A 22,598-nucleotide genomic window follows, 5' to 3' on the forward strand; every position below is an offset into this window, starting at 1 on the left:
GAATGAGTCAAACCTATCCATCGTCTCGTTATGACTTACCCTGATTTTACCCAACCGGGGGAAATACCTAATGAGTTAGGGGTAATTGGTCTTTACTCAAAAGTAAGCAGGTCAAGTGTTAACGATGAATTGTCAGTAAAACTTTATCAATCTCAGAAAACGCCCCATTTATAGAGCAGATATACAAAGGCTCTATTGTCTCATATGGGAGCATTTTCGTGAGAATGGCTTACTTGTCATTAGCTTTGGTCAGTTCAGATGGTCATAAGAGCACTACAGCTCGCTAAAAAACTCGTTCGCATAAACAATCGTCCCCTGGACGCCTTTTAACCCGTCTTCTGTCAACTCAATGATCATTTTGTTTTCGTCAGCTACCTGAATCGGCAGCTCAATGGGATAGTTACTGAGTCGTTGGTAGCCAAACTTAGTATAGTAGCTGGCATGACCCAACACTACACAGTATGGATAGCCTAAGGCATTGGCAATGCGGTGGCCGGCCCTAATCAATTCACTGCCGATGCCTTGCTGCTGAAAGGCGGGGAGTATAGATAGAGGAGCTAAAGCCAATCCTGGGAAGCGTTGATGACCGTTCTGAATGTGAAGTTTGGTGAACAAAATATGACCTACCAACTCGTCGGTATCCGCTTGGGCTACTAGAGACAGCTGGTGAATAAACGAAGTGGAATTACGCAGTCGCTCGACCATTAAGTGTTCTTTCTTGTTACTATACTCTACTGAGCGATAGGCTTCCTGGATTAAGTTTGAAACCGCTGAATATTCTTCTAGGGTTTCTGGGCGAATATGGATGTTCATGAGTTGGGGGCTAATAACTCCTGAACAGGTTTGACGACTGATTAGATCTGATAGTTCATCTAGTAGAGGGTTATTTGAGACAATTATTTTTATCAATGACGCTCAACTGTGGCTAGAACATAAACAATGGATAGTACTATTTCCATAATATAGCTTGTTCGTCAAGCGAGCATACCTAATAATAGGAAAAGCAGGAACCCTAAGTAAAAAGTAGCCGTCAGCCAGGCGGGTTCACTGGCCAGGTGGGCTTCCTGCAACAGTTCTTCCGTCACTAGAAATAACAGGGCGGCCAGGCCAAAGGAAAGTACCAGGTCCAGACCTGTAGGCGATAGGTTGTGTAACAGCGTAGCCCCGCCAACGGCGCTAATCATAAACACCAGAGCGATGCCGCCCAGGAGGCTAATGCTCCGGCCCCGCGATAAACCGGCGCTTCCTAGGGTGGTGGCCGTGGCCAGTCCCAGCGAAATACTTTCAATCCCCAGTGCGTAGGCCAGCAACTTCCCTTCTTTGGCGCCAGCGGCAAAACCTACCCCCAGTAACAGGCCATCCACGATCACATCGATGGCGAGCAGGACTAAAAACGTAACCGGAATGGCCCTGCTCGACTCAGTTGTGGTTGGCTTGTGGTCTCCTTCCGTCACTTGCCGGATCAGCAGCATGAGCACAATAGCGCCACCAAACCCAACTGTGGTCAATGCATAATTATGATACGCAACCACCTGCGGTAAGATCTCAACCGCCACTACGGAGAAAATAACCCCGGCGGCAAAGTGCAAAATAGCACTTTTGGCTTTCCGGCTTAACTGGTAATACGTGGCCCATATGCCGCTCAGCGTGAGTGCCAGGGCGGGTAACAGAGCGTACGTGGCAATGGAAAGAAAGGGTATCATTATAAAATACAAATGGATATAAGGTAAGAAATAGGCCTGAAAATCGGGCTGATGAGCACCCCTAGTGGAGTAGTCCGCCTAGCCTTCCGTTTCTGCATTTTTGATTTTCATCAACAAGGCATAGGCATTTTTCAGGACCAGTTTGGTCTGGTCGGTAATGCCATGCCCCTCTATTTGTTGTTTACCCTGATTAAGTAAGCCGGTTACTACTTCAACCATAGTAAAGCGACCGTTTCCCTGATCGGCAAACACGTATGATTTGTTTTCCCACCGGACAATGGCCCCTTCCGGTACGGTCAATGCCTGTTTAGCGGACACCGAGATATCTGCATTCATAAAGGTTCCCGGCACCAGCGAGACGCTGTAGTCCTTAAAATGACACTGCACTTCGGCCATACGATCCTGATTCAGGTTCTTGTTGATCAGGATGATTTCACCGCTGAATCGACGGGTAGGCTCTCCGTTGGTGTACGCCACCAGGTGCTGCCCCACCGAAAGTTTCGCCAGATCTTTCTCAAAAACATTCAGCACCAGATGAATATCCCGCAGATCGACCAGTTCAAACAGGATGTCCGTCGGGGCGGTGTATTTGCCCACATTCGTGTTGACTTTGGCGACCACGCCGTTAATGGGGGAGCGAATCACGATGCTTCGGGAGATATTATCGGCTTGTAGTTTGGTTGGGCTGATACCAATCAGGTCCAGCTTCTGCCCCAGCGCATTCATCAATATGCGCTGGCTTTCCATCTCCGCTTTGGCCTGCTGGTACACCTTATCACTACTCGCTTTCGTGGCATTGAGGTCGCGCTGGCGATTGTTTTCGCTGACGGCTAACAAAAAGCGTTCTTTAGCCGTCAGATAATCCTGCTGAAGCTGGATGTACTGCATGTCTTCTAACTGGGCCAGCACCTGTCCTTTTCTGACGACCATGCCCGCCAGCATATCCGTTGATTTAAGGTAGCCCCCCAGGGGAAAGCTGACACTAACCATGCCCTGAGGGGGAATGGAGACAGTCCCCTGGAGCGTTAACACCCCGCTGACCGTCTGCCGTTCGGGATGGCCCACTTCGATGCCGACGTTCTGCCGTTGTTGGCTCGTAAAGGAAACCCCTTGCCGGGATGATGAGTCCGCTTTAGGTGGGGTTTGGGTGGTTTCGGTTGGGCTATTTTTTCCGCAGGATGCCAATATAAACAGGCATAGACTGCTGATGATGAGTTGCTTCATGGATGCTTTATAGGTTATTCAACTTCAGGTAGTAGATAACCGCCTGATTGTAATTGCTCAATGTGTTGACGTATTCGTTTCGGATGCTGATGGCCTGATTCACCAGGATGACCCATTGCAGGTAGTCGATCTCACCACCCTGAAATTGCTGATCAGCCGTGGCAATAATAACATTGGCATTGGTCAGGCCCTGCGTCTGGTAATAGGCCAGGCTCTGGCCAAATTTCTGAACCTGTTGAACCGCATTTAACTGCTCGGTTCCGAGCTGGCGCTGAACGTACGCTGACTGTCGCCCGCTACGCTCCCAGTCCAGTCTGGCCGCCGAAATACGGGCCGATTGCGCTTTGAAAAACAGGGGAACGGCTACACCCGCGCTGAGGTAGCTAAATCGGCTACGGCTGGTGTAGGTTTGCTCGGCGCCATCAACCAGTTGGGTGCCCACAAAGCTCTGGTTGTTATAGCCCACGATAAAATCGGGCAGTAACCGGGCTTTCTCGGTCTGATACCGGAACTGGGCGGATCGCTGCTGTTGTCTGGCTAACTCCAGAATCGGTAGCTCCGTTGGCAAGGAGTCGGGCCGGATCAGGGGGGCATCGATTCGGGACTTACCCACCACGGGGACATAGGACCGGTCGTCCTGAAGGAGTCGGTTGAACTCGTTGAGCACGATACGGATATCAACCGTCAGCATGGTCAACTGATTGGCGATCTGCTGCCGCTGTGATTCGGCGGCCGTTTTTTCCAGTACGTTGGCGGCTCCTTTCGCAAACCGGGCCCGTGACTTGGCTTCGAACAGCCGAAATAAACTATCGGCGTAGATCAGCAACTGGTTGCGCTCAATGAGCACGGCATACTCAAAATAGGCTTGCCGTACCAGCGCCCGCGTGTCGGCTTCGGTCAGCTGGCGTTGCGCCTGCGTGGCCCGGTAATTGGCTTCCAACTGTTTACGCTGGTTGGTGTAGACCGATGGAAAACTAAGGGTCTGACTTACCCCCAAGCGGGTGTCATTACTCACGCTATTGAACTTGCCCACATCCGCACTAAATATCGTTTTGGCGATATCTACCGCACTGCCCTGTAGTCGCTGGCCGATCTGTTCGCTCAGGCGGGCACTCTGTACCTGTCCGTTTTTAGCCAGCGCCAAATCCAGCGCGCTGGTCAGGGTAATCGGGTTAGTCTGCGCCCGTACCTGGCCCCCGTTGATGAGTAGTGCGACCAGAAGCCCTGCCATCACCGAAGACCTAGCCACTCGTTTGGGCTTGCCCTCTACCAGCAAATACAAAGCGGGTAAGACAAATAAGGTAAGTAATGTGGCCGTCAGCAGACCGCCAATGACGACGGTGGCCAGCGGGCGTTGTACTTCCGCACCAGCGCCGTCGCTGAGGGCCATTGGCAGAAAGCCCAGGGAAGCTACTGCTGCGGTCATCAGAACCGGCCGCAACCGATTGCGCGTGCCGGTCAGCACCAGTTGAACCGGATTGCTGATCAGACCTTCCCCTTTGAGTCGGTTAAATTCAGAAATCAGCACAATTCCATTCAGTACGGCTACGCCGAAGAGCGCGATAAAACCCACGCCAGCGGAAATACTAAAAGGCATATCCCGCAGGGCCAGCGCGAATATGCCCCCGATGGCCGACAAAGGGATGGCCGTAAAGATCAGTGCGCCTTCTTTAAATGAGGAAAAGGTAAAATAGAGCAGACCGAAAATAAGGAGCAGGGCTACCGGAACGGCGATGCTCAATCGGGCTTTCGCTTGCTGTAAATTCTCAAAGGTCCCGCCATAGGTCAGGGTGTAACCGGGTTCAAACGTCATGCCAACTGCCACTTTACGTTGTAACTCGTCTACGATGGACTGCACATCCCGCCCCCGAACGTTGAACCCCACAATAATTCGTCGGCGGGTATTTTCCCGTTGAATCTGGTTAGGCCCTTCGATTTCCCGGATTGATGCTACCTGATAAAGGGGTATCTGCACACCAGTAGCCGTGGAGATGGGTAGATTCTGCACATCCGTCATGTTTTTGCGACCTTCTGTACCGACCCGCACCACCAGATCGAACCGTTTCTCCCCTTCGTAGATTTGACCCGCCGAGGCCCCCGCGAAGGCAGCATTGATGGTTCGGTTGATGTCTTCGATGGAAAGACCGTACCGGGCGATCTCGCGCCGGTTGAAGTCAATAACGATCTGGGGCATACCCGTTACTTTCTCAATGTACCAGTCGGCCGTACCGGAAACGGTTTTGCTCAGGGCACCCAGTTTTTCCGCGTAAGCGGCCAGCTTGGTCAGATCTTCGCCGTAAATTTTGCAGACCACATCCTGTTTAGCCCCCGTCATCAGTTCATTGAACCGCATCTGAACGGGAAATTGGAAACCCGTCGTTACCCCCGGCATAATCTCCTGGGTGGTGGCGGCCATTTTACTGGCCAGTTCAGGAAACGAATGGGCGCTGGTCCATTGGGATTTATCCTTTAGCACGACGATCATATCGCCCCCTTCAATAGGCATAGGATCGGTGGGAATTTCGGCACTCCCGATCCGGGCCACAATTTTTTCAACTTCCGGATACGTCGCTTTCAGGCGCTCGGAGATCCGGCTAATCGCATCGATGGTCGTGCTGAGGTTGGTGCCAACCAGCAGACGGGTTTCGACCGCAAAATCACCTTCTTCCAATTGCGGAATAAACTCCCCGCCCATCCGGGTAAACAACAGCACCGCCACGGCCAGCAGCGCAAACGCCGACCCTACGATGATCACCCGAATGCGCAAGGCCTTGATCAACAGCGTCTGGTATCCATGCTCGATCCGGCCCATCACCCGGTCCGACAACGTGGGTACGTGATTGATCTGTTTGCTGATCAGGAGGGCACTGATCATAGGCACATACGTAATCGACAGAATAAACGCCCCCAGAATGGCGAAGGCGACGGTTTGGGCCATGGGCTTGAACATCTTCCCTTCAATGCCGGACAGCGATAAAATTGGCAGGTAAACGATCAGGATGATAATTTGACCAAACACAGCCGCATTCATCATTCGGGAAGCCGAATCGGTAACCTCTTCATCCATGTCGGCCTGCGAGAGCTGGTTGATGACGGCATACTTTTTAGACGAATGCAGGTGGTGCAGAATGGCCTCTACGATGATGACGGCCCCATCGACAATCAAACCGAAGTCCAGCGCACCCAGACTCATCAGGTTGCCGGAAACACCAAACCAGTTCATTAGAGTAATGGCAAACAACATGGACAAGGGGATGACCGAAGCGACCAATAACCCCGCCCGCCAGTTGCCCAGAAACAGAACTAGAACGAGCACCACAATCAGGGCGCCTTCCAGTAAGTTATGCTCGACGGTCCCAATGGCATTATTGACCATTTTGGTCCGATCTAAAAACGGCTCGATTTCCAGGCCCAGGGGCAGGGTTTTTTGAATGGCCTGGATACGATCTTTTACCCGCTTAATGACTTCCGAGGAATTACCCCCCTTGAGCATCATCACGATACCACCCGTCAGTTCGCCCTGCCCCGCCATCGTGAGCGCTCCGTACCGAATGGCAGACCCCAGCCGGACGTCGGCCACCTGCGAAATCAGGACGGGGGTTCCGTCCGTCGTGTTTTTGACAACGATCTGGCCAATATCGACGCCCGTTTTGGCCAGTCCAACACTACGGATGTATAACACCGACGGCCCTTTTTCAATGTAGGCTCCACCCGTATTTTGATTGTTACGGCTCAAGGCCGTAAAGACATCACTGATGGTGAGTCCGAGTGATTTTAACCGGGCCGGATTAACCGCTACTTCGTACTGCTTTAGTGAACCGCCAAAGGTGGCGACATCGGCCACACCCGGTGTGCCCAGTAATTGACGACGCACCAGCCAGTCCTGGGTGGTGCGTAAATCGGCTAATGAATAGGTATGTTCAAACCCTTTTTTGGGCTTGACGACGTACTGGTAGATTTCCCCCAGGCCCGTGGTGACGGGCGCCAGTTCAGGCTTGCTGGCATTGCCAGCAATGTCGACCTGGCCCAGCCGCTCGGTAACCTGCTGGCGGGCCCAATACACATCCGAGCCATCCTCAAAGACGATCGTGATCAGCGATAAGCCAAAGCGCGACAGGCTCCGGCTTTCTTTCAGGCCCGGTATGTTGCTGATGGCCTGCTCAATGGGAAAGGTGATCAGTCGTTCTACATCTTCAGCCCCCAACGAAGGGGCCGTAGTGATCACCTGAACCTGATTGTTGGTAATATCGGGTACGGCATCGATGGGTAACTGGCTAACCTGATAGGTGCCGTACACGACCCAACCGAGCATGAATAAACCAATGGCCAGTTTGTTCTGGACAGAGAACTGAATGATTTTATGCAGCATGATAGTATAGACTCGTTGAGAAACAAGAGCCAGTGAGCCGAAGACATGGGCAAACGCACATGCTCAGCCAACGGGCCAAGACCACAAAAACGGAGCTATGCTACCTGCGGAGGTTGAAAGAAGAACGAAGGATTCTGGTACGCGTACAGGTTCTCATAGGAAAAATGAACCTGTGGCCAGGGAATCAGCGTCACCAATTCGGTGGGTACTGCCTGGGGCTGGAAGGGAGACAAAGTAAAGACGAAACCGGCCGAGAGGTGATTGTAGAGCGGAATCTTTACGCCTTTATGAGGTAGTTTGGCGTGTTTCGAGGACGCATCGTAATGCATGTCGAGAAACTGCCAGAAATCGAAATCGCTCCCCGCTGATTTCTTGTGAAGCTGATAATGGACAATCAGGCCGGGGATTTTATAGACTTCTTCCACGTCGGTCTGCGGGAACAGACTACCCAGTAGCATGATGATGCCCAGGAAAAGTGCCAACGTGGATTTCATGGCGCAAAGGTAAAGCGCATTTTGGTAAGTTCCGAGACGAAACGCTACTTCAGGATGATTGCCTACGCGTGTTTGCATCTGTTTCCGGGTAGGAGTAGGGTGCTGACGGGCTTTATCCCATCAGCACCCTACTCCGGTGCGTTACCGCATGTTTTCACGTCGACATTTTCTCCTGGCCGCCGGGGCGCTGGCTACCGGTCTTCCTGCTGCGACTTCTCAGGCAAAGGATAAGTATCCCATTGGTATTCAGCTGTATACCGTTCGGGAATGGATGAATCAGGACCCCGTGGGCACGCTCAAGCAACTGGCGGCTATTGGCTATACGCTGCTGGAATCCTATCAGGGTGACAAGGGCATTTATTTTGGTTTGAAACCTGCTGAGTTTACTAAAATAGCCCATGACCTGGGCATGACGCTGTTTGCCTCTCATTTCAATTTGGGCAAAACAGCAGAGAACTCCATTACCGAGGCCGCTGCCGTAGGGCTCAAATACATGGTTGTCCCGTATAATGAGCTCACTAGTCTGGAAACCACCAAGCGAGCGGTGGACGAGTATACCCGGTTAGGCGAGTTATGCCAGAAACATGGCATTCAATTTGGCTATCATAACCATGGGTATGATTTTGAGACCTTCGAAGGTGTGGTGCCTTATGACTTGTTTCTGAAACAGATTGATCCTAAGCTGATGATCATGGAGATGGAGTTGTATTGGTTTGCCCGAATGAAAGTGGATCCATTAAGCTACATCCAGAAATATCCGGGCCGCTTTCCCATCTGGCATGTCAAGGATATGGATAAGCAGGATCGTACGGCCAATACGGAGGTAGGCAGAGGCAATATTGATTACAACCGGCTTTTTGACCACGCCAAGCAAGCGGGTTTACAGTATTCGATCGTGGAGCAGGACGGTCATTTCCACCCTTCTGTTTGGTCCAGTCTAACGACTAGTTTTAAGGCTACAAAAATACTAGGGCGGTAACCCAAAACATCGAATATAAGTTTGACCTGTCTGTTAACGCGGTGGCCAGGATGATGAACGGCTTTCAGAAGTAGAGAGATTTAGAAATGTCATATACGCAGTTCCTTTTAACGCCCGTTTTATAAGCTAGCGACACTAGTTGATAGATGGTCAACACCAGGTATACATAACAGTCTCAAGTTGCCATCTCAGGAATCAACATCTCATGATTGCATAAGCAGCTGAGTTTGCGAGAAGTTTAACCAACGAAAGTTGGAGCGAAACTCATAGTGGCTTCATCAGATCACTAGCGCGGTTAAAAACAATTACAGTCAATCAGTGCTCCTGTTTATACCGCACGGCCAGCCCGGTCATGATATACCCGTTATCGGTTGTGGATGTGTAATAGGTATAACGCACCGCGACCAACGCGTCGGCACCGAGCTTTTTGGCCTGTATTGTCAGGCGGGACAGCATGAGTTCTTTCTGTTGCATGTCGTTGCCCCGGCTGAGCATCCGGCGGTTCGCTGACTGGCGATCAGACAAAGGAACTTCTCCCTTTACTTCCAGATCCTGCAACGGGTCAAACGGACGCTCGGGCCGCTGATTTTCGTAAAATACATCCACCGGGTAGCTGGGTTTATTCTGCAGGTATACCATTGGCTGAAAGCAGCCGGTCAAACCCAGAAGGAGTACCGCCACGGATAGTTTTCTCATGGTTTTTCGGAGGGGAGTGTGCTTAAAACCTCGGCTACAACGCGTGGATAGTGCCTGTGCTCCAGGGCCTGCACGTTACGGGCAATAGCGTCGGGCGTATCCGATGGAGCAACCGGACAGGTAGCCTGGAAAATGATCTGTCCTTCGTCGTAATGCTCATTTACGTAATGGATCGTAATGCCGGATTCTGTTTCGCCAGCTGCTGCAACGGCTTCGTGAACGAAATGCCCGTACATGCCCTTACCACCAAATTTAGGCAATAAAGCCGGGTGAATATTAACGATCCGGTTCGGAAAGGCCTTTACCAGATCGGCGGGCATCAGCCACATAAAACCGGCCAGAACGATCAGATCAACGTTCTGATTGAGCAGGATTTCGGTGATCTGGCTGGTGTTGTAAAAGGTGGTCCGGTCAAAAAGCAGTACCGGAATATGTAGTCGTCGGGCGCGCTCGATTACCCCCGCTTTGGGATTATTCGACAGCATGAGCGTGATCTTTACGTCGGTACTATCGGCAACGTATTCAGCAATTTTCTCGGCGTTGGAGCCGGAACCGGAGGCAAACAGAGCGATGCGTTTCAAGACAGGTAAAATAAGTAAGGATTGGTAGGCAGTGCCGGTGTCTCAAACCTGATACCACAGGACACCGTCAAAATTACAACTTTTGCCTATTTTTGTCGGTACTTGCTCAAATCCAATGCTGGCAACCCATCAACTCACGTTTGACTATAGCCCTGCGAAGCAGTTTACGTTTCCCGATGTTCACTGTGCCAATCGAGAAGCTTTTCTGATTCTGGGGCAGTCCGGTACCGGAAAAACAACGTTCCTGCATTTGCTGGCCTTATTACTTAAGCCAAAGAGTGGATCGGTCATTATTGACCAAACGGACCTGACCAAGCTCAGTGCGGCCGAAACGGCGGCTTTCCGCGCCAAGCACCTGGGAATCGTTTATCAGAAACCTCACTTCGTCAGTTCATTGTCGGTACTGGACAACCTGCTGATGGCGAATTATTTAGCCAATAAGCCGCAGGATAAAATCCGGGCACGGGAGCTGGCCGGACAACTGGGCTTTGCCGATCATCTGGCAAAAAAAACAAACCAGCTCAGCCAGGGCGAGCAGCAACGGGTTAGCATTGCCCGCGCCGTGATGAACCAGCCGGATGTTATTCTGGCCGATGAACCCACGTCCAGCCTTGACGACGAAAATACCAGTCGTGTTGTTGCACTGCTGCGCCAGCAGTCGGAGCAAATTGGGGCCAGCCTGATTGTTGTTACCCACGACCAGCGATTGAAAGACGCTTTTCAGAAGCGCGTAAATCTGTAATGTGAATCATGCTTCCTTCCGCACCGGCGGCCCGGTCAGCATAACAAAAACGTATGTGTAAACTTGTCCTTATCTTATTACTGATTCCCGTTTTTTCGATGGCTCAAAACCGCCGGAAAAAGGACTACCTTGTTTCGCTCAATACATCGTATGGAACCATGCGGCTCGTGCTGTATGACCAGACGCCGAAGCACAAGGAGAACTTTATCAAACTCGTCAATCAGAAGTTCTATGACAGCCTGTTGTTTCACCGCATCATTCCGCTGTTCATGATTCAGGGGGGTGATCCCAATTCACGGAGGGCGCAGGATGACCAGCCCTTGGGCAATGGCGACGTGGGATATAAGATACCGGCGGAGTTGGTCCCGGCCCTCTTTCATAAGAAGGGGGCCTTGTCGGCTGCCCGGGATAATAATCCCGAAAAAGCGTCGAGTGGATGCCAGTTTTATATCGTGCAGGGCCGCGTTTGGGATGATGCCGGCTTACAGAAACAGATCGACCGTATTCAAACCATGAAAGGACACGTGCCGACTGAAGAGCAGAAACAGGTGTACAAAACGCTCGGTGGTGCGCCCCATCTCGATGGAAATTACACCGTTTTTGGCGAGGTCATTGATGGCCTGGCTATTGTCGACAGTATTGCCAGACAACCCCGTAACGAAATGGACCGGCCCGAGAAAAACGTGCGCATGACCATGACCGGCGATTGGGTAAGGAAAAAGAAAATTACGAAACAGTACGGATATAAATACATGTAGGGACGCAACTCTTTGCGTCTCATAACCCGGATGGCTTTGGCTGACGCGAGTGAGACGCAAAGGGTTGCATCGCTACATATAAACGAAATATGAAAAAAATTCTTCTCACCGGGGCCAATGGGCTGCTGGGCCAGAAACTGGTTGGCTTGCTCGCGCAGCAACCAAACGTCGAACTAGTCGCTACGGCGCGGGGCGAAAACCGGCTACCCTTTTCGGATGGCTACACGTATCGGTCGATGGATATTACGGACCGCCAGCAGGTGCTTGATGTAATCGGTGAGGTGCAGCCGGATGTCGTTATCCACGGGGCAGCCATGACCGATGTGGATAAGTGTGAAGTGCAGAAAGATGCCTGCTGGGCGCAGAATGTGCATGCCGTCGAATACATTGTCGAAGCGTGCCAGGCGAGTAATGCCTTTCTGCTACACGTATCGACCGATTTCATTTTTGATGGAACCGCCGGACCTTACGACGAAACGGCTGAAGCCAACCCCATCAGTTTTTATGGCTGGAGCAAGCAGGCGGGCGAATCGGTCGTTCGGCACGCTACTCTGCGGTGGGCCATTGCCCGGACGGTGCTGGTCTATGGCATCGCCCATGACATGAGCCGCAGCAACATTATTTTGTGGGTAAAAAAATCGCTGGAAGACGGCAAAAATATCAAGGTCGTCACCGATCAATGGCGCAGTCCAACACTGGCCGAAGATCTGGCTATGGGTTGCTACCTAATTGCCGATCAGGAAGCAGAAGGCATCTTTAATATCTCGGGTAAAGAAGTGCTGACGCCGTACGAGATGGCCATTCAAACGGCCGATTATTTCGGTCTTGACAAATCGCTGATTGCTCAGGCCGATGCATCGACCTTTACGCAAGTGGCCCGGCGCCCTCCGCGTACCGGCTTCATTCTGGACAAAGCGCAAACGGTACTGGGTTACAACCCGCATAGCTTTGCGGAAGGTATTGCCGTGCTGGCCGGGCAACTCAATTAAACCAGCCCATCACGGATTCAGGCTATGACGATCCACCTAAAGGTGAAGCCCGGTAGCAAAGTTGACCAGCTGTTTTACGGTGCGGCCGGTCAGCTCAACGCCAAAATTCGGGCTCCGGCGCAGGATGGTAAAGCAAACGCTTACCTGGTTGAATTTCTGGCGAAACAGCTTGGTGTCGCCAAGTCGAATGTTACGATCGTTGCCGGATTTACCAACCCGCACAAACGAATAGACGTCGATGTAGCAACCGATGTGTATGCCGCATTTGTAGCGAGCCTAAGCCAGTAAAAGACTTAGGCTCGCTCTTTTTACATCATCTTGATGCCATTTTCCTTAAATCGCTGGTAGATACTCAGCAGCACCTGGCTTCTGAATTGGTCTTCCTTATTCACCGAGTTGATCCAGACCCTTACTTTCAGCTCAATGGCATCGCTGGTAATGGTCGATAGGAAAATTTCGGGCGCAATGCGTTTTACCGCGTTGGGCTGCTTCATGATCTCTTCCTTAATAAGTGGCTCAAGCGTGTGCAGATCATGTTCGGCGTTGGCTTTGAGGGTTAGCTCAATGCGTTTTGCTTTATGATTGATGGTCCAGTTGATGACCTGTCCAGACAATAGATCGCCGTTGGGAATGATCACTTCCGATCCTTCCGTTGTCAGTAGTCGACTGGAGCGAATACCAATCGTTTTAACACGACCTTTCTTATTCGCAATTTCAATAAAATCGCCAATCTGGAAAGGCTTGTCGAAGATCAGAATAATACCGGAAACGAAATTATTGACAATGTTCTGGAGGCCCAGACCAATACCTACGCCCAGCGCCCCGACCATAACCGTCACCTTATCTAGTCCAATCCCGGAGGCTACTACCGCCAGAAATACCCCACCGACCAGAATAACAAGCCGAATAATGACCAGTCGAGAGTCAGAACGACTGACCGATCCGCCCACTTCGTCTTCGGTTTCGCCGAAAAAGTACCCGATGTATTTTCGCATCGTGCTGGAGATATACAGCACAATCGCGAACATGATAATATTGGCCCAGGTAAATGTGGTGCTGCCCACACTGCGTTCAGTAACCAGGAAATGCTCGATACGGCCGTAAATGGCGTTATAGATATACAGGTTATTCGTGAAAATAATAACCCAGGCAACTAGGGAAACGAAGCTCAGAAAGGCGTGCAGACCAACCTTAATTTTCTCATAATTGATGCGTGAAGCAACGCCTTTCGACAACCGACCGCTGACAACCTGAAGCGCAAATGCCTCATTGATGACTTGCACGAGGATGAACAAACCAACAGCCTGGGTCAAGCCGAAAATAGCCGCCGTACTAAAAATTTTGGCCAGACTGAGCCGTCCGAATACGTTGCAGAATACGGCCAGTACGTTCAGTATTATGTACAGAATAGATACCTGTTTGATGAAGCCGGTCAGGGCCAGCGCTTTCCGGATTCGGAACAAAAAAAGGAAGCCAAATAGAATGGATACCAGACTCAGAAACAGGAACCACAGCCGGAACAGCAGCCCGGGATCAATAATCGACGACCGGGTTATGATGACCAGAATATACAGCCCCACAATGGCCAGCCAATGGTAGAACAATTGCCTTGTCCAGCTTCGGAAAAACAGAAACGTGAGGGCAATGAGCAGAATAAACTGCATCAGTTCGACATAAACGGCCGGTGGCCGCAAATCGAAGAAGGGAGCAATGTTGAAGACAACGACCAGTGCGGCAAAGACGGGAACCGGTTTGAGGTAGCGGATTTTTTCCTCGGCAAGAACCTCGTCAATTGGTTGGTGGGTTTTGATCCGGCTGAAACTGGTGTAGACCCAGCCAAAAAACACCAATCCGATAACAAGCATATAGAGCCAGTTTTCGGCACTTCGGTTGATGTAGTAAGCCAGCATATCTCGTTGGCCTTCGTAGGATTTGGCCATCAGGTTGTTTAGCTTTTCATCGGACCCTTCGCTCTTTGGCGTCGACCAGATAACGTCGTATTCTTTCCCAACTATTCGGGCGTTAAATTCTCGAATGCGCTCGTTGACAACGTTGGTTAGTTCGGCTGTTTCGAAATAACCATCCGAAACGGCGGCCTGTAGCTTGTTGATCCGGGTCAGGTTTTTGTTGGTTGATTGGCTGGCGGTGATCCATTGCTGGCGCAACTCCTTCAGCGACTTGGTGTATAATGCCCGGTAGTTGCTATCGGCTGGAATAACCAGAACCGAATCTCTGGCCAGACCAATAAGCTGGCCGTTCATGGCCGACAGTTGTTTTTCGTAGTCCGACAATCCTTCCCGCCAAGTCTTGAGTTGTTTCTGTATGTCACCCAGCAGGACCTGAAACATGAGCATGTTTTTCATGTCATGCACTTTGCTGTACAGCGCCAGGTTGGTACGGATGGTCTTTATGTAGGCCTGCGCTTCGGGCAGATTTTCATCAATCTGCCAGGTATTAAACCCCCGGCGCGTTCGATTATTGATATCATTGAGCGCCGTATGCCCTTTTTCGAGTCGGGCAATGATACTATCGATGGGAATGCCCGGCTGAGCAATAACGGGTAAACTATCGGTCGGGGCTGCTTGAGTGACCTTCTGTGCGTAACTCGCCGACGTAAAGAGGAAGAAAATCGTTAAAAATCTACTAAGAAAAAGAGGAAGCTGCGCGGGAAACTGCCACGCAGACGGACGATTAATTTGTTGCATCATGGCAATCCACTATTAACTGGAAGTGCTGATGACCATCGGGCTTTTCGTAACAGGTATCAGGTATGGCCACACAGTTAAGATAGGTTACTCAACACGAAAACGATACGAATTCGTGGCAGCAGCTATCATCACTTCTCTTCACATTTGCCCTTCACACACCGGAGTGGTACCTAAGTTAATACTGCCCAGCGCCCGAATTGTTATAACTCGAAAATTAACGGGTTGACGGTGAGTGGTTTGTCTGATGTGATCTGTACACTGACGTATGGCATACGACAATGATCCGTGAGGACACGGGCCAAGGGCATATACGATCTCCGTGGTACAGGCTCTCTGGTTTTTGTCCTCACGAACTTCCCTGACAGCAGTTGGAATGTACACTACACGGCGTCAACCGGCTCTTCTATTCGTTTGGTGGATTCCCGGCGGGGGATATAATGCCGGAAGAAACTGCTGATTTTCATCTGGAGAACACCAAAAACGGCCTCTTTAAAGATCTTGGACGACATTTTGGAAACGCCCCGTGTACGATCGGTGAAAATAATGGGGACCTCCCGGATCTTGAAGCCGTATTTCCAGCAGGTAAACTTCATCTCGATCTGGAACGCGTACCCGACAAACTTGATCGGATTATGCAGAATCACTTCCAGCACCTCGGCCCGGTAGCAAATGAAGCCGGCCGTTGGGTCCATAATTGACATGCCCGTTACGAAGCGAACATAGACCCCCGCAAAGTACGACATCAGCACCCGACCCATTGGCCAGTTAACGACGTTGACGCCCCGGATGTAACGCGACCCCACGGCCACGTCGGCCCGGTTGGGAGATTCATCGGCGCAGGCGTGATACAGCTTGATCAGATCTTCGGGGCTGTGCGAGAAGTCAGCGTCCATCTCGAACAGGTACTGATAACCACGCGATAACGCCCACTTGAACCCGTCGATGTAGGCCGTACCCAAGCCCAGTTTACCGCGTCGTTCGAGCAAGTGAAGCCGCGCCATCGACCCTCGTGGCGAAGAGCCCAGTACCAGAAACTCGTCTTGCAAATCGCGGACACGCTGGGCCGTTCCATCCGGCGAACCGTCGTCCACGATAAGAATATCGAAAGGCTCCGACAGGCTGAACACCTTCCGAATGATGGCGTCGATATTCTCGATTTCATTATAGGTTGGGATAACGACCAGGCGCTCTTTCACAGGATTCTGAATAAAATAGGGAGGGTATATGACTACAACAGCAAAGTACTCCCTTTTTGTCTAATAAAATCATTAAAAATTGTTAATCCTTGGGCTGTCAGCTAGTTGAGTCGCTAATTTCCTGGCTTTTCCGATGCAGTCGGATAGGGAAACACCACCATACCAGTTGGCGCACACAAACAATTGATCGGCTTCGGCAGTTTTAGCGGGTTGTTTTACGGCTATAATACTGGCATCGTATTGCGGAATGGCGCGTTCCCAACGGGCAATTTTCCGAAAAACGGGCTTGTCGGCTGTAATCCCAAAGCCATCGACCAGCTCCTGATGCACCTTGTCGGCCAATACGGTATCCGGAAGCTGGGCGTTGCGGGTATTCGTCTGGCCACCCACAAAGGTGGTAAAAAGTACCTCGTCGGCCGGGCAACGTCCCTCAAAAATTGAGCTGCTCCAGATATGTCCGGCGGCAAACCGACCTTCAATTTTCGGATTAAGGCCCCCGAACCCATTCAGCGGGTGCCGGACATCAGCGCGCTTGTACACCGAATGAACGGCTGTCATGGGTGGGTAAATAACCTGGCGAAGCGAGCGGGCAAAATCGGCGTAATGGGGTTCCACCAGGCGGGCGGCAGCATCGGTACCCACGGCCAGAACCAGTTTATCGACAAACTGAGTGCTGGTGTTTGTTTCAACCTGCCAACCGCCGTTGAGGGGGCTAATGGACTTGACTGCGTCATTGAGCAACAAGCCCTTCAACGCGGCCGCCAGCGCGTTAGGCAGCATTTGCATACCCTCCCGGAAGCTAAAGGATTGCCGTCGGCCCGTAGCCGATTGGTTCTTGATCAGCCCCCGCAGCACAGAACCGTACTCTTTCTCGTAACGAAGTAGTACAGGGAATGTCTCCGAAACAAGAAGGTGCTCCGGATCGCCGGCGTAGATGCCTGCCACAAACGGTCCCAGGGCGTAGTCGACAATCTCGCTGGAAAACCGCCGTCTGAAAAAATTGGCCAGCGTTTCGCCGGGGGGAGACAACGTTTTGTTAGAACGTTCGCGGAAAATGGCGAGTTTGGTTTTCCAGCTAAAAAACGAGGGTTCGCCAAAGGTGCCAAATAGCAGGGAGAGCGGACCGGAAGGAAGTTGCCGATATTTGCCCGCTCGGAAAATATAACGGGCTTTGCTAACGGGACGGCTAAAAGTTAGGTCAGGTGTCAGGCCAAGACCATCGAGCCACGCCAGCAGATCGGCGTCGCCCAGCAGAGAGTTGGGCCCAATTTCGCACAGGTATTTTCCATGCGCCGGGTTGCCGGTTGCGGGAGGGCCTGCCCACTGGGATTGAATGTAGCCTCCTGGCTGGCTGGACGCTTCCCAAAGCCGGTAATCAACGCCCCGCTTTTGCAATTCGTAAGCGACTGTCAAGCCCGAGATACCTGCCCCGATAATACCGATTGTCATAAGGGCTTCTTTGTTTTTGCGCTGATCTTCTTCTGCAATTTCTCCGTGACCTGCTTATAAATTACCTCCATGTTGGCCGGGTGCGAGGAATAGAAAATATAGCTTTTCCGGTAGGTGGCCGTATCGACGCCAAACTTTTTGAAAATCTTGTCTTCGAGGTGTTTATAGGCGATCTGCGAAGAGTCGACAGACCGCAAATTGACGCGGCTGATGCGGGCTTCGGCCAGGTGTACTTCCGTCAGAATATCGGCCATTTTGGCCTCGCTGAGCAGGTTGTCCGGCGGCTTGTTTTCAGGGGCTGTGCAAGCCGATACCAGCCAACCGATGAGCAACAGGCTCCACAGATACCGTTGAAATAGGTTTCGATGCATACGCTGAATTGGGTAACTTTGTAAGGTAATCTCCGGTAGCAAAGTTCGGAATTGACTGTTAAAAAAGTATAACGCCTGTTCTGTATGGACGAGTTCTTGGCCCGGCTCCGTAATTTCGATATCCGCATCCGCAAGGCGGTTAACTCGCAGATGCGCGGTAGTTTTCGGTCGGTGTTTAAAGGAACCGGGCTGGAATTTAGCGATTTACGGACGTATCAGTATGGCGACGATGTACGGGCCATCGACTGGAACGTGTCATCGAAAGGACATGGTACGTTCGTGAAGGTTTTTCGGGAAGAGAAAGACCAGACCGTCTTTTTTATGGTCGATGTCAGCGCATCGCAGCAGGTGGGGGCTCGTCATCGCGACAAATTGAAGACAACCAAGGAGGTTTGTGGCGTGTTGGCCCTGTCGGCTATTCGGGAGGCCAGTCACGTAGGCATGTATTGCTTTTCGGACCAAAAAGAGAAGTACATCAAGCCAGGCAATGGGCTGAAGACGGGCTATCAACTGATTATGAGTTTGCATAAACTACAGCCTCAGTCGGCCAGAACCAGTATTGCCGATGCGCTGCTCTTTACCCTCAATGCCCTCAAACGGCGTAGTGTCGTTATCTTACTTTCCGACTTTATTGATCTGAGTTACGAACATAACCTGAAGGCGCTGGCCAAAAAACACGACCTGGTTGTCATTCATCTATACGATCAGCGGGAGGTGAAACTGCCCAAACTGGGCATCATTCCGGTACACGATACCGAAACCGGTCGTACGGTATGGGTGAATACCTCGTCCGTTTCGTTTCGGACGGAGCTGTACGATACATTCCGCCAGAATCAACTCCGACTCGAACGGCTTTGCAAACAATACAATGCGAATTACCTGGCGCTCGATTCACAGGAGGATTTTGTGCCGAAACTTGTCGAATTATTCAGAGTCAGGAAATATTGATGAAAAAATTCGGCCTTCTCATTTTTGTCTGCTTTCTGGCTGATTTATGTCAGGCCAAGCCCCTGTTAGGGCCGTCGCTGCTGCGGCAGGATTCGCCGGGCCAGCCCGCTATAAAAGGCTATTTTCTGGTAGATAGTATCGAAATCGGTCGGCCATTTCGGTATTCGCTGACGTATCATCACCCGGCTACTATTGACGTACTGTTTCCCGATACAGCCCGCTATTTTGCCCCGTACCGGGTGCAGAAAGTAACGGTATTTGCCACCAATACCGTTGGAACCGGGCCAACGGCCGTTAGCCGGGACAGCGCAGTGTACACACTGGTCTCGTTCGAAACGGATTCCATCCAGTTGTTGCGGGTGCCCCTCCGCCTGCTCAATACCATCGACTGTACAGCCCGATGGACCCAGATCGATACCGTTTTTCTGCGATCGAAATTGCCGCTGGCTCTGCCCGACTCACTGGCTTCGCAGACGCTTCGGCTGGCTACCGATACCAAGCTGGCTCCCCTGCAACAGCAGTTCAACTACATGGCGCTGGCGGCTGGCTTTATAAGTATCAGCCTGGGGCTGGGTGTGCTGTATCTGCTGTTTGGGCGGTTGGCACGTCGGCAGTGGCGACTGTATTTACTTAATCGGCGGCATGTTCGTTTTCTGCTCGAATACACCCGGTTAAATGATCGGCTTAGTTCATTCACAGCCGCCGAAACAGCCAACCAGGCTGTTATCCTATGGAAAGCGTATCTTGAGCAGTTGGACCCCCAGCCCTATATGTCCCTGACCACGCCGGAGTTGGCTACCCGGCTCCAAGATGAGCGTGTCGGGGTAGCCCTTCACGAAGCGGATCGGATGATTTACGGCGGTAGCTACACGCCCCAGTCGCAATCGGCTCTGCAGGTGCTGAAAGAGGTAGCTACCCAGATGTACCTTCAGTGCCGAACCACGTTAATTCAGTCAGATGGCCGAAGGAATGAGTCACCAGCCATCCGTTCGACTGAATCAGCTACTTTATCCTGACCTATGCACCCCTGGTATTCACTTCATTGGTTCAGCCTGGCGCAGTGGCAGCAGTTTCAACTGGCGCAGCCACTGGCACTGTGGTTGATTCCGGGTATTCTGTTTTTATTTTTCCTGCGTTACTATTTGTACCGAAATGCGCAACAGCGTCTGAACATGTCAATCGGGCAGATCAGCGTCCGCAACAGCAGGGCCAGCCGTCTTCAGGCGTCCCGGTCGATAGTCAGCATCGGACGGTATTTAGTACCGGTCAGTGTATTTCTTGGCCTTTCCTGTCTCCTGATTGCGCTGGCTCGTCCACAAATCATCAAGCAGCAGCGAAGTGAACAATCAGAAGGCATCGATATTATGATGGCGCTGGACGTATCGGAGTCGATGAGCGAAACGGACCTGCGTCCTACCCGTCTGGCTGTAGCCCGGCGGGTAGCCCAGGCATTCGTGAACGGTCGTAAAAATGACCGCATCGGACTAGTTGTTTTTGCAGGAGAAGCCTTTTCGCTCTGCCCGCTCACGACAGACTACGGCCTCCTGAAACAGTATTTGAGCGACCTGAATGACCGTATGATCCGGACATCCGGCACCGCCATTGGCGACGCACTGGCGCGTTGTATCAACCGTATGCGCGATCATACCGTCTCCGCTGCCGATACGGTGCTGAGCAATCAGGATGGCTCGAAACGGGAGCGGAGCAAAGTGATTATTCTCCTGAGCGACGGCGATAACACGGCGGGAAATCTCGACCCCATTACCGCTGCGAAACTGGCTAAGGCCTTTGGTATCAAACTCTATACGATTGCGGTAGGTCGTCCGACTGCGTCGGCAACCATGGCGACAACGGTCGATGAAGGCGTTTTAAAAACCATTGCCACCCTTGGTAACGGAAGTTTTTTCAGGGCCACGGATGCCGGGCGTCTACAAGCTGTATTTGCCCAGATCAGCCGTCTGGAGAAGTCCCCGATACGGGTACAGATTTACGAAGACGTTCAGGATTACTACCGAATTTACGTGTATTGGGGCATCCTGTTTCTGCTGATCGCCTTACTCCTGAAAACCACGATTTTTGGTAACGTGCTGGAAGACTGACGATGTATGGGGTGTGGTTTACGTTTTTTCCAACGTACAGAAGCTGTTTCTGGATGAGTGCTTATAAATCCTGAACCACAACCCGTAAACCATAAATTATGCTGAAATCCTATTATAACGCCGAGGCTATTGAAGCGGGGCTGGACGAAGTGGGGCGGGGCTGTTTGGCCGGTCCGGTGGTCGCAGCTGCGGTTATTCTACCGAAGCACTACACCCACCCAATCCTCACTGATTCGAAGCAACTGTCTCGTCTTCAGCGTAATAGTCTGAAAAAAGACATTGAGCGCGATGCCCTGGCCTGGGCTGTTGCCGAAGTTTCTCACGAAGACATTGACCGTATCAATATCCTGAACGCTAGTTTTCTGGCCATGCATCGGGCGGTAGATACATTAACTATCAAGCCGGAGCATTTGCTGGTAGACGGCAACCGGTTCGTACCTTATCCGATGATTCCGCACACCTGCATCATCAAAGGCGACGCGCATTACTTATCCATTGCCGCAGCATCGGTACTGGCTAAAACCTACCGCGACAATCTGATGGAAGAACTTGGTCTGGAATTTCCAGCCTACGGTTGGGCCAGAAACGTCGGTTATCCAACCTCTATTCACCGAGCGGCCATCCGGCAGTTCGGCCCCACCAAATACCATCGGATGAGTTTTCGATTGGTGTGAGAATGTGATAAGTATAGGGTAAATCAGTTATCTTTACTAAAGCTAAAAATAGACTATAATGGCTGTTTTAACCCTTGAAATCGATGATAAAGAAGTTAACTTCTTTAAAGATCTCATCTACCATTTACCGTTCGTCCGAATTCAGAATGAGGGGGATAGTGAAGATTCCGATGAAGCCGTCGTCAATAACATTCGGCAGGGAATTAACGAGTTACGCGCTGTAGAACAGGGCAGTGTGAAGTCGAGACCTGCCCGTGAGTTTCTGAACGATTTATGAGTTACAGCGTCCAAACGATTGATAATTTTGAGCGTGAAGCCAGACGACTCGTAAAAAAATACAAATCGCTGAAAGCGGAAATAGGCCAACCGGTCGATGATCTGGAAGCAAATCCTTTTCATGGCGTTGCCATGCGGGATGAATTTTACAAGATTCGTTTGGGCATTCGTTCCAAAGGGAAGGGAAAACGAAGCGGAGCCCGCGTAATAACCTGTGTACGTGTTGTCGATGAGATTGTCTATCTGGTATCGATCTATGATAAGTCAGAGCAAACGGATATTAGTCATGAAATGCTGGATCGTTTACTTGCCGAATTGCCCTGATGTCTAATTGTCTCTCCT

At 51.3% G+C, this 22,598-nt stretch carries 22 protein-coding genes; 11 read left to right on the forward strand and 11 right to left on the reverse strand.

Features of this window, described 5'->3' with window-relative positions:
• Positions 1 to 273: 273 nt before the first annotated feature.
• The 5 genes from ACYU87_RS24585 to ACYU87_RS24605 form a co-directional block, all read right to left on the reverse strand.
• The gene (locus ACYU87_RS24585) at positions 274 to 813 is read right to left on the reverse strand and encodes a GNAT family N-acetyltransferase (protein ID WP_461136664.1); all 540 of its coding nucleotides are present in this window, start codon (positions 811 to 813) and stop codon (positions 274 to 276) included.
• A gap of 161 nt (positions 814 to 974) precedes the next feature.
• Positions 975 to 1,703 carry a ZIP family metal transporter gene (locus tag ACYU87_RS24590; RefSeq protein WP_461136665.1) on the reverse strand — a complete coding sequence of 243 codons (729 nt, stop codon included), beginning with the start codon at positions 1,701 to 1,703 and terminating at the stop codon, positions 975 to 977.
• Positions 1,704 to 1,781: 78 nt separating this feature from the next.
• The gene (locus ACYU87_RS24595) at positions 1,782 to 2,927 is read right to left on the reverse strand and encodes an efflux RND transporter periplasmic adaptor subunit (RefSeq protein WP_461136666.1); all 1,146 of its coding nucleotides are present in this window, start codon (positions 2,925 to 2,927) and stop codon (positions 1,782 to 1,784) included.
• A 7-nt stretch (positions 2,928 to 2,934) separates the two neighbouring features.
• Positions 2,935 to 7,296 carry a CusA/CzcA family heavy metal efflux RND transporter gene (locus ACYU87_RS24600; protein WP_461136667.1) on the reverse strand — a complete coding sequence of 1,454 codons (4,362 nt, stop codon included), beginning with the start codon at positions 7,294 to 7,296 and terminating at the stop codon, positions 2,935 to 2,937.
• Between the two features lie 95 nt (positions 7,297 to 7,391).
• The gene (locus ACYU87_RS24605; RefSeq protein WP_164044055.1) at positions 7,392 to 7,790 is read right to left on the reverse strand and encodes a hypothetical protein; all 399 of its coding nucleotides are present in this window, start codon (positions 7,788 to 7,790) and stop codon (positions 7,392 to 7,394) included.
• Between the two features lie 148 nt (positions 7,791 to 7,938).
• Between ACYU87_RS24605 and ACYU87_RS24610 the strand changes: the two genes are divergently transcribed.
• Positions 7,939 to 8,769 carry a sugar phosphate isomerase/epimerase family protein gene (locus ACYU87_RS24610; protein WP_461136668.1) on the forward strand — a complete coding sequence of 277 codons (831 nt, stop codon included), beginning with the start codon at positions 7,939 to 7,941 and terminating at the stop codon, positions 8,767 to 8,769.
• Positions 8,770 to 9,084: 315 nt separating this feature from the next.
• Here ACYU87_RS24610 and ACYU87_RS24615 read toward each other — a convergent pair whose 3' ends face one another.
• Both ACYU87_RS24615 and purN read right to left on the reverse strand, forming a co-directional pair.
• Entirely contained in the window at positions 9,085 to 9,465 is a 381-nt protein-coding gene (locus tag ACYU87_RS24615) for a hypothetical protein (RefSeq protein WP_461136669.1), read from the reverse strand.
• The gene (gene purN / locus ACYU87_RS24620) at positions 9,462 to 10,046 is read right to left on the reverse strand and encodes a phosphoribosylglycinamide formyltransferase (protein WP_461136670.1); all 585 of its coding nucleotides are present in this window, start codon (positions 10,044 to 10,046) and stop codon (positions 9,462 to 9,464) included. Before purN ends, ACYU87_RS24615 begins: the two co-directional genes overlap by 4 nt.
• A gap of 115 nt (positions 10,047 to 10,161) precedes the next feature.
• On the opposite strand from purN, the gene ACYU87_RS24625 reads away from it, so the two are divergent.
• From ACYU87_RS24625 to ACYU87_RS24640, 4 genes are all read left to right on the forward strand, one after another.
• Complete coding sequence (locus tag ACYU87_RS24625; RefSeq protein WP_461136671.1) at positions 10,162 to 10,788, forward strand: ATP-binding cassette domain-containing protein; 627 nt, start codon at positions 10,162 to 10,164, stop codon at positions 10,786 to 10,788.
• A 53-nt stretch (positions 10,789 to 10,841) separates the two neighbouring features.
• Positions 10,842 to 11,546 (forward strand): peptidylprolyl isomerase, encoded by a 705-nt coding sequence (locus ACYU87_RS24630; RefSeq protein WP_461136672.1) that lies wholly within the window; start codon positions 10,842 to 10,844, stop codon positions 11,544 to 11,546.
• A gap of 89 nt (positions 11,547 to 11,635) precedes the next feature.
• A complete protein-coding gene (locus ACYU87_RS24635) occupies positions 11,636 to 12,535 on the forward strand; it encodes an SDR family oxidoreductase (protein ID WP_461136673.1) in 900 nt (299 codons plus the stop codon).
• A 24-nt stretch (positions 12,536 to 12,559) separates the two neighbouring features.
• Complete coding sequence (locus tag ACYU87_RS24640; RefSeq protein ID WP_461136674.1) at positions 12,560 to 12,823, forward strand: DUF167 domain-containing protein; 264 nt, start codon at positions 12,560 to 12,562, stop codon at positions 12,821 to 12,823.
• Between the two features lie 20 nt (positions 12,824 to 12,843).
• Here ACYU87_RS24640 and ACYU87_RS24645 read toward each other — a convergent pair whose 3' ends face one another.
• The 4 genes from ACYU87_RS24645 to ACYU87_RS24660 all read right to left on the reverse strand — a co-directional run bounded on the left by ACYU87_RS24645 (position 12,844) and on the right by ACYU87_RS24660 (position 18,259).
• Positions 12,844 to 15,243 carry a mechanosensitive ion channel family protein gene (locus ACYU87_RS24645; RefSeq protein WP_461136675.1) on the reverse strand — a complete coding sequence of 800 codons (2,400 nt, stop codon included), beginning with the start codon at positions 15,241 to 15,243 and terminating at the stop codon, positions 12,844 to 12,846.
• Positions 15,244 to 15,623: 380 nt separating this feature from the next.
• Complete coding sequence (locus tag ACYU87_RS24650; protein WP_461136676.1) at positions 15,624 to 16,439, reverse strand: polyprenol monophosphomannose synthase; 816 nt, start codon at positions 16,437 to 16,439, stop codon at positions 15,624 to 15,626.
• A gap of 72 nt (positions 16,440 to 16,511) precedes the next feature.
• A complete protein-coding gene (gene hemG, locus ACYU87_RS24655) occupies positions 16,512 to 17,888 on the reverse strand; it encodes a protoporphyrinogen oxidase (protein ID WP_461136677.1) in 1,377 nt (458 codons plus the stop codon).
• Positions 17,885 to 18,259, reverse strand: a complete 375-nt coding sequence (locus ACYU87_RS24660) for a DUF4296 domain-containing protein (protein ID WP_461136678.1) — start codon at positions 18,257 to 18,259, stop codon at positions 17,885 to 17,887. Before ACYU87_RS24660 ends, hemG begins: the two co-directional genes overlap by 4 nt.
• Positions 18,260 to 18,343: 84 nt before the next feature.
• On the opposite strand from ACYU87_RS24660, the gene ACYU87_RS24665 reads away from it, so the two are divergent.
• The 6 genes from ACYU87_RS24665 (at position 18,344) to ACYU87_RS24690 (ending at position 22,580) form a co-directional block, all read left to right on the forward strand.
• Complete coding sequence (locus ACYU87_RS24665) at positions 18,344 to 19,207, forward strand: DUF58 domain-containing protein (protein ID WP_461136679.1); 864 nt, start codon at positions 18,344 to 18,346, stop codon at positions 19,205 to 19,207.
• A complete protein-coding gene (locus ACYU87_RS24670; RefSeq protein WP_461136680.1) occupies positions 19,207 to 20,223 on the forward strand; it encodes a hypothetical protein in 1,017 nt (338 codons plus the stop codon). Before ACYU87_RS24665 ends, ACYU87_RS24670 begins: the two co-directional genes overlap by 1 nt.
• Positions 20,224 to 20,226: 3 nt before the next feature.
• Positions 20,227 to 21,306 (forward strand): VWA domain-containing protein, encoded by a 1,080-nt coding sequence (locus tag ACYU87_RS24675; RefSeq protein WP_461136681.1) that lies wholly within the window; start codon positions 20,227 to 20,229, stop codon positions 21,304 to 21,306.
• Between the two features lie 98 nt (positions 21,307 to 21,404).
• Positions 21,405 to 21,980, forward strand: a complete 576-nt coding sequence (locus ACYU87_RS24680) for a ribonuclease HII (RefSeq protein ID WP_461136682.1) — start codon at positions 21,405 to 21,407, stop codon at positions 21,978 to 21,980.
• A gap of 58 nt (positions 21,981 to 22,038) precedes the next feature.
• Positions 22,039 to 22,257: a hypothetical protein gene (locus ACYU87_RS24685; protein ID WP_461136683.1), complete on the forward strand. Its 219-nt coding sequence runs from the start codon at positions 22,039 to 22,041 to the stop codon at positions 22,255 to 22,257.
• Complete coding sequence (locus ACYU87_RS24690; protein ID WP_461136684.1) at positions 22,254 to 22,580, forward strand: hypothetical protein; 327 nt, start codon at positions 22,254 to 22,256, stop codon at positions 22,578 to 22,580. The genes ACYU87_RS24685 and ACYU87_RS24690 overlap by 4 nt, the downstream gene beginning before the upstream one ends.
• Positions 22,581 to 22,598 lie beyond the last annotated feature (18 nt).

It is taken from the genome of Spirosoma lituiforme, assembly GCF_054776635.1.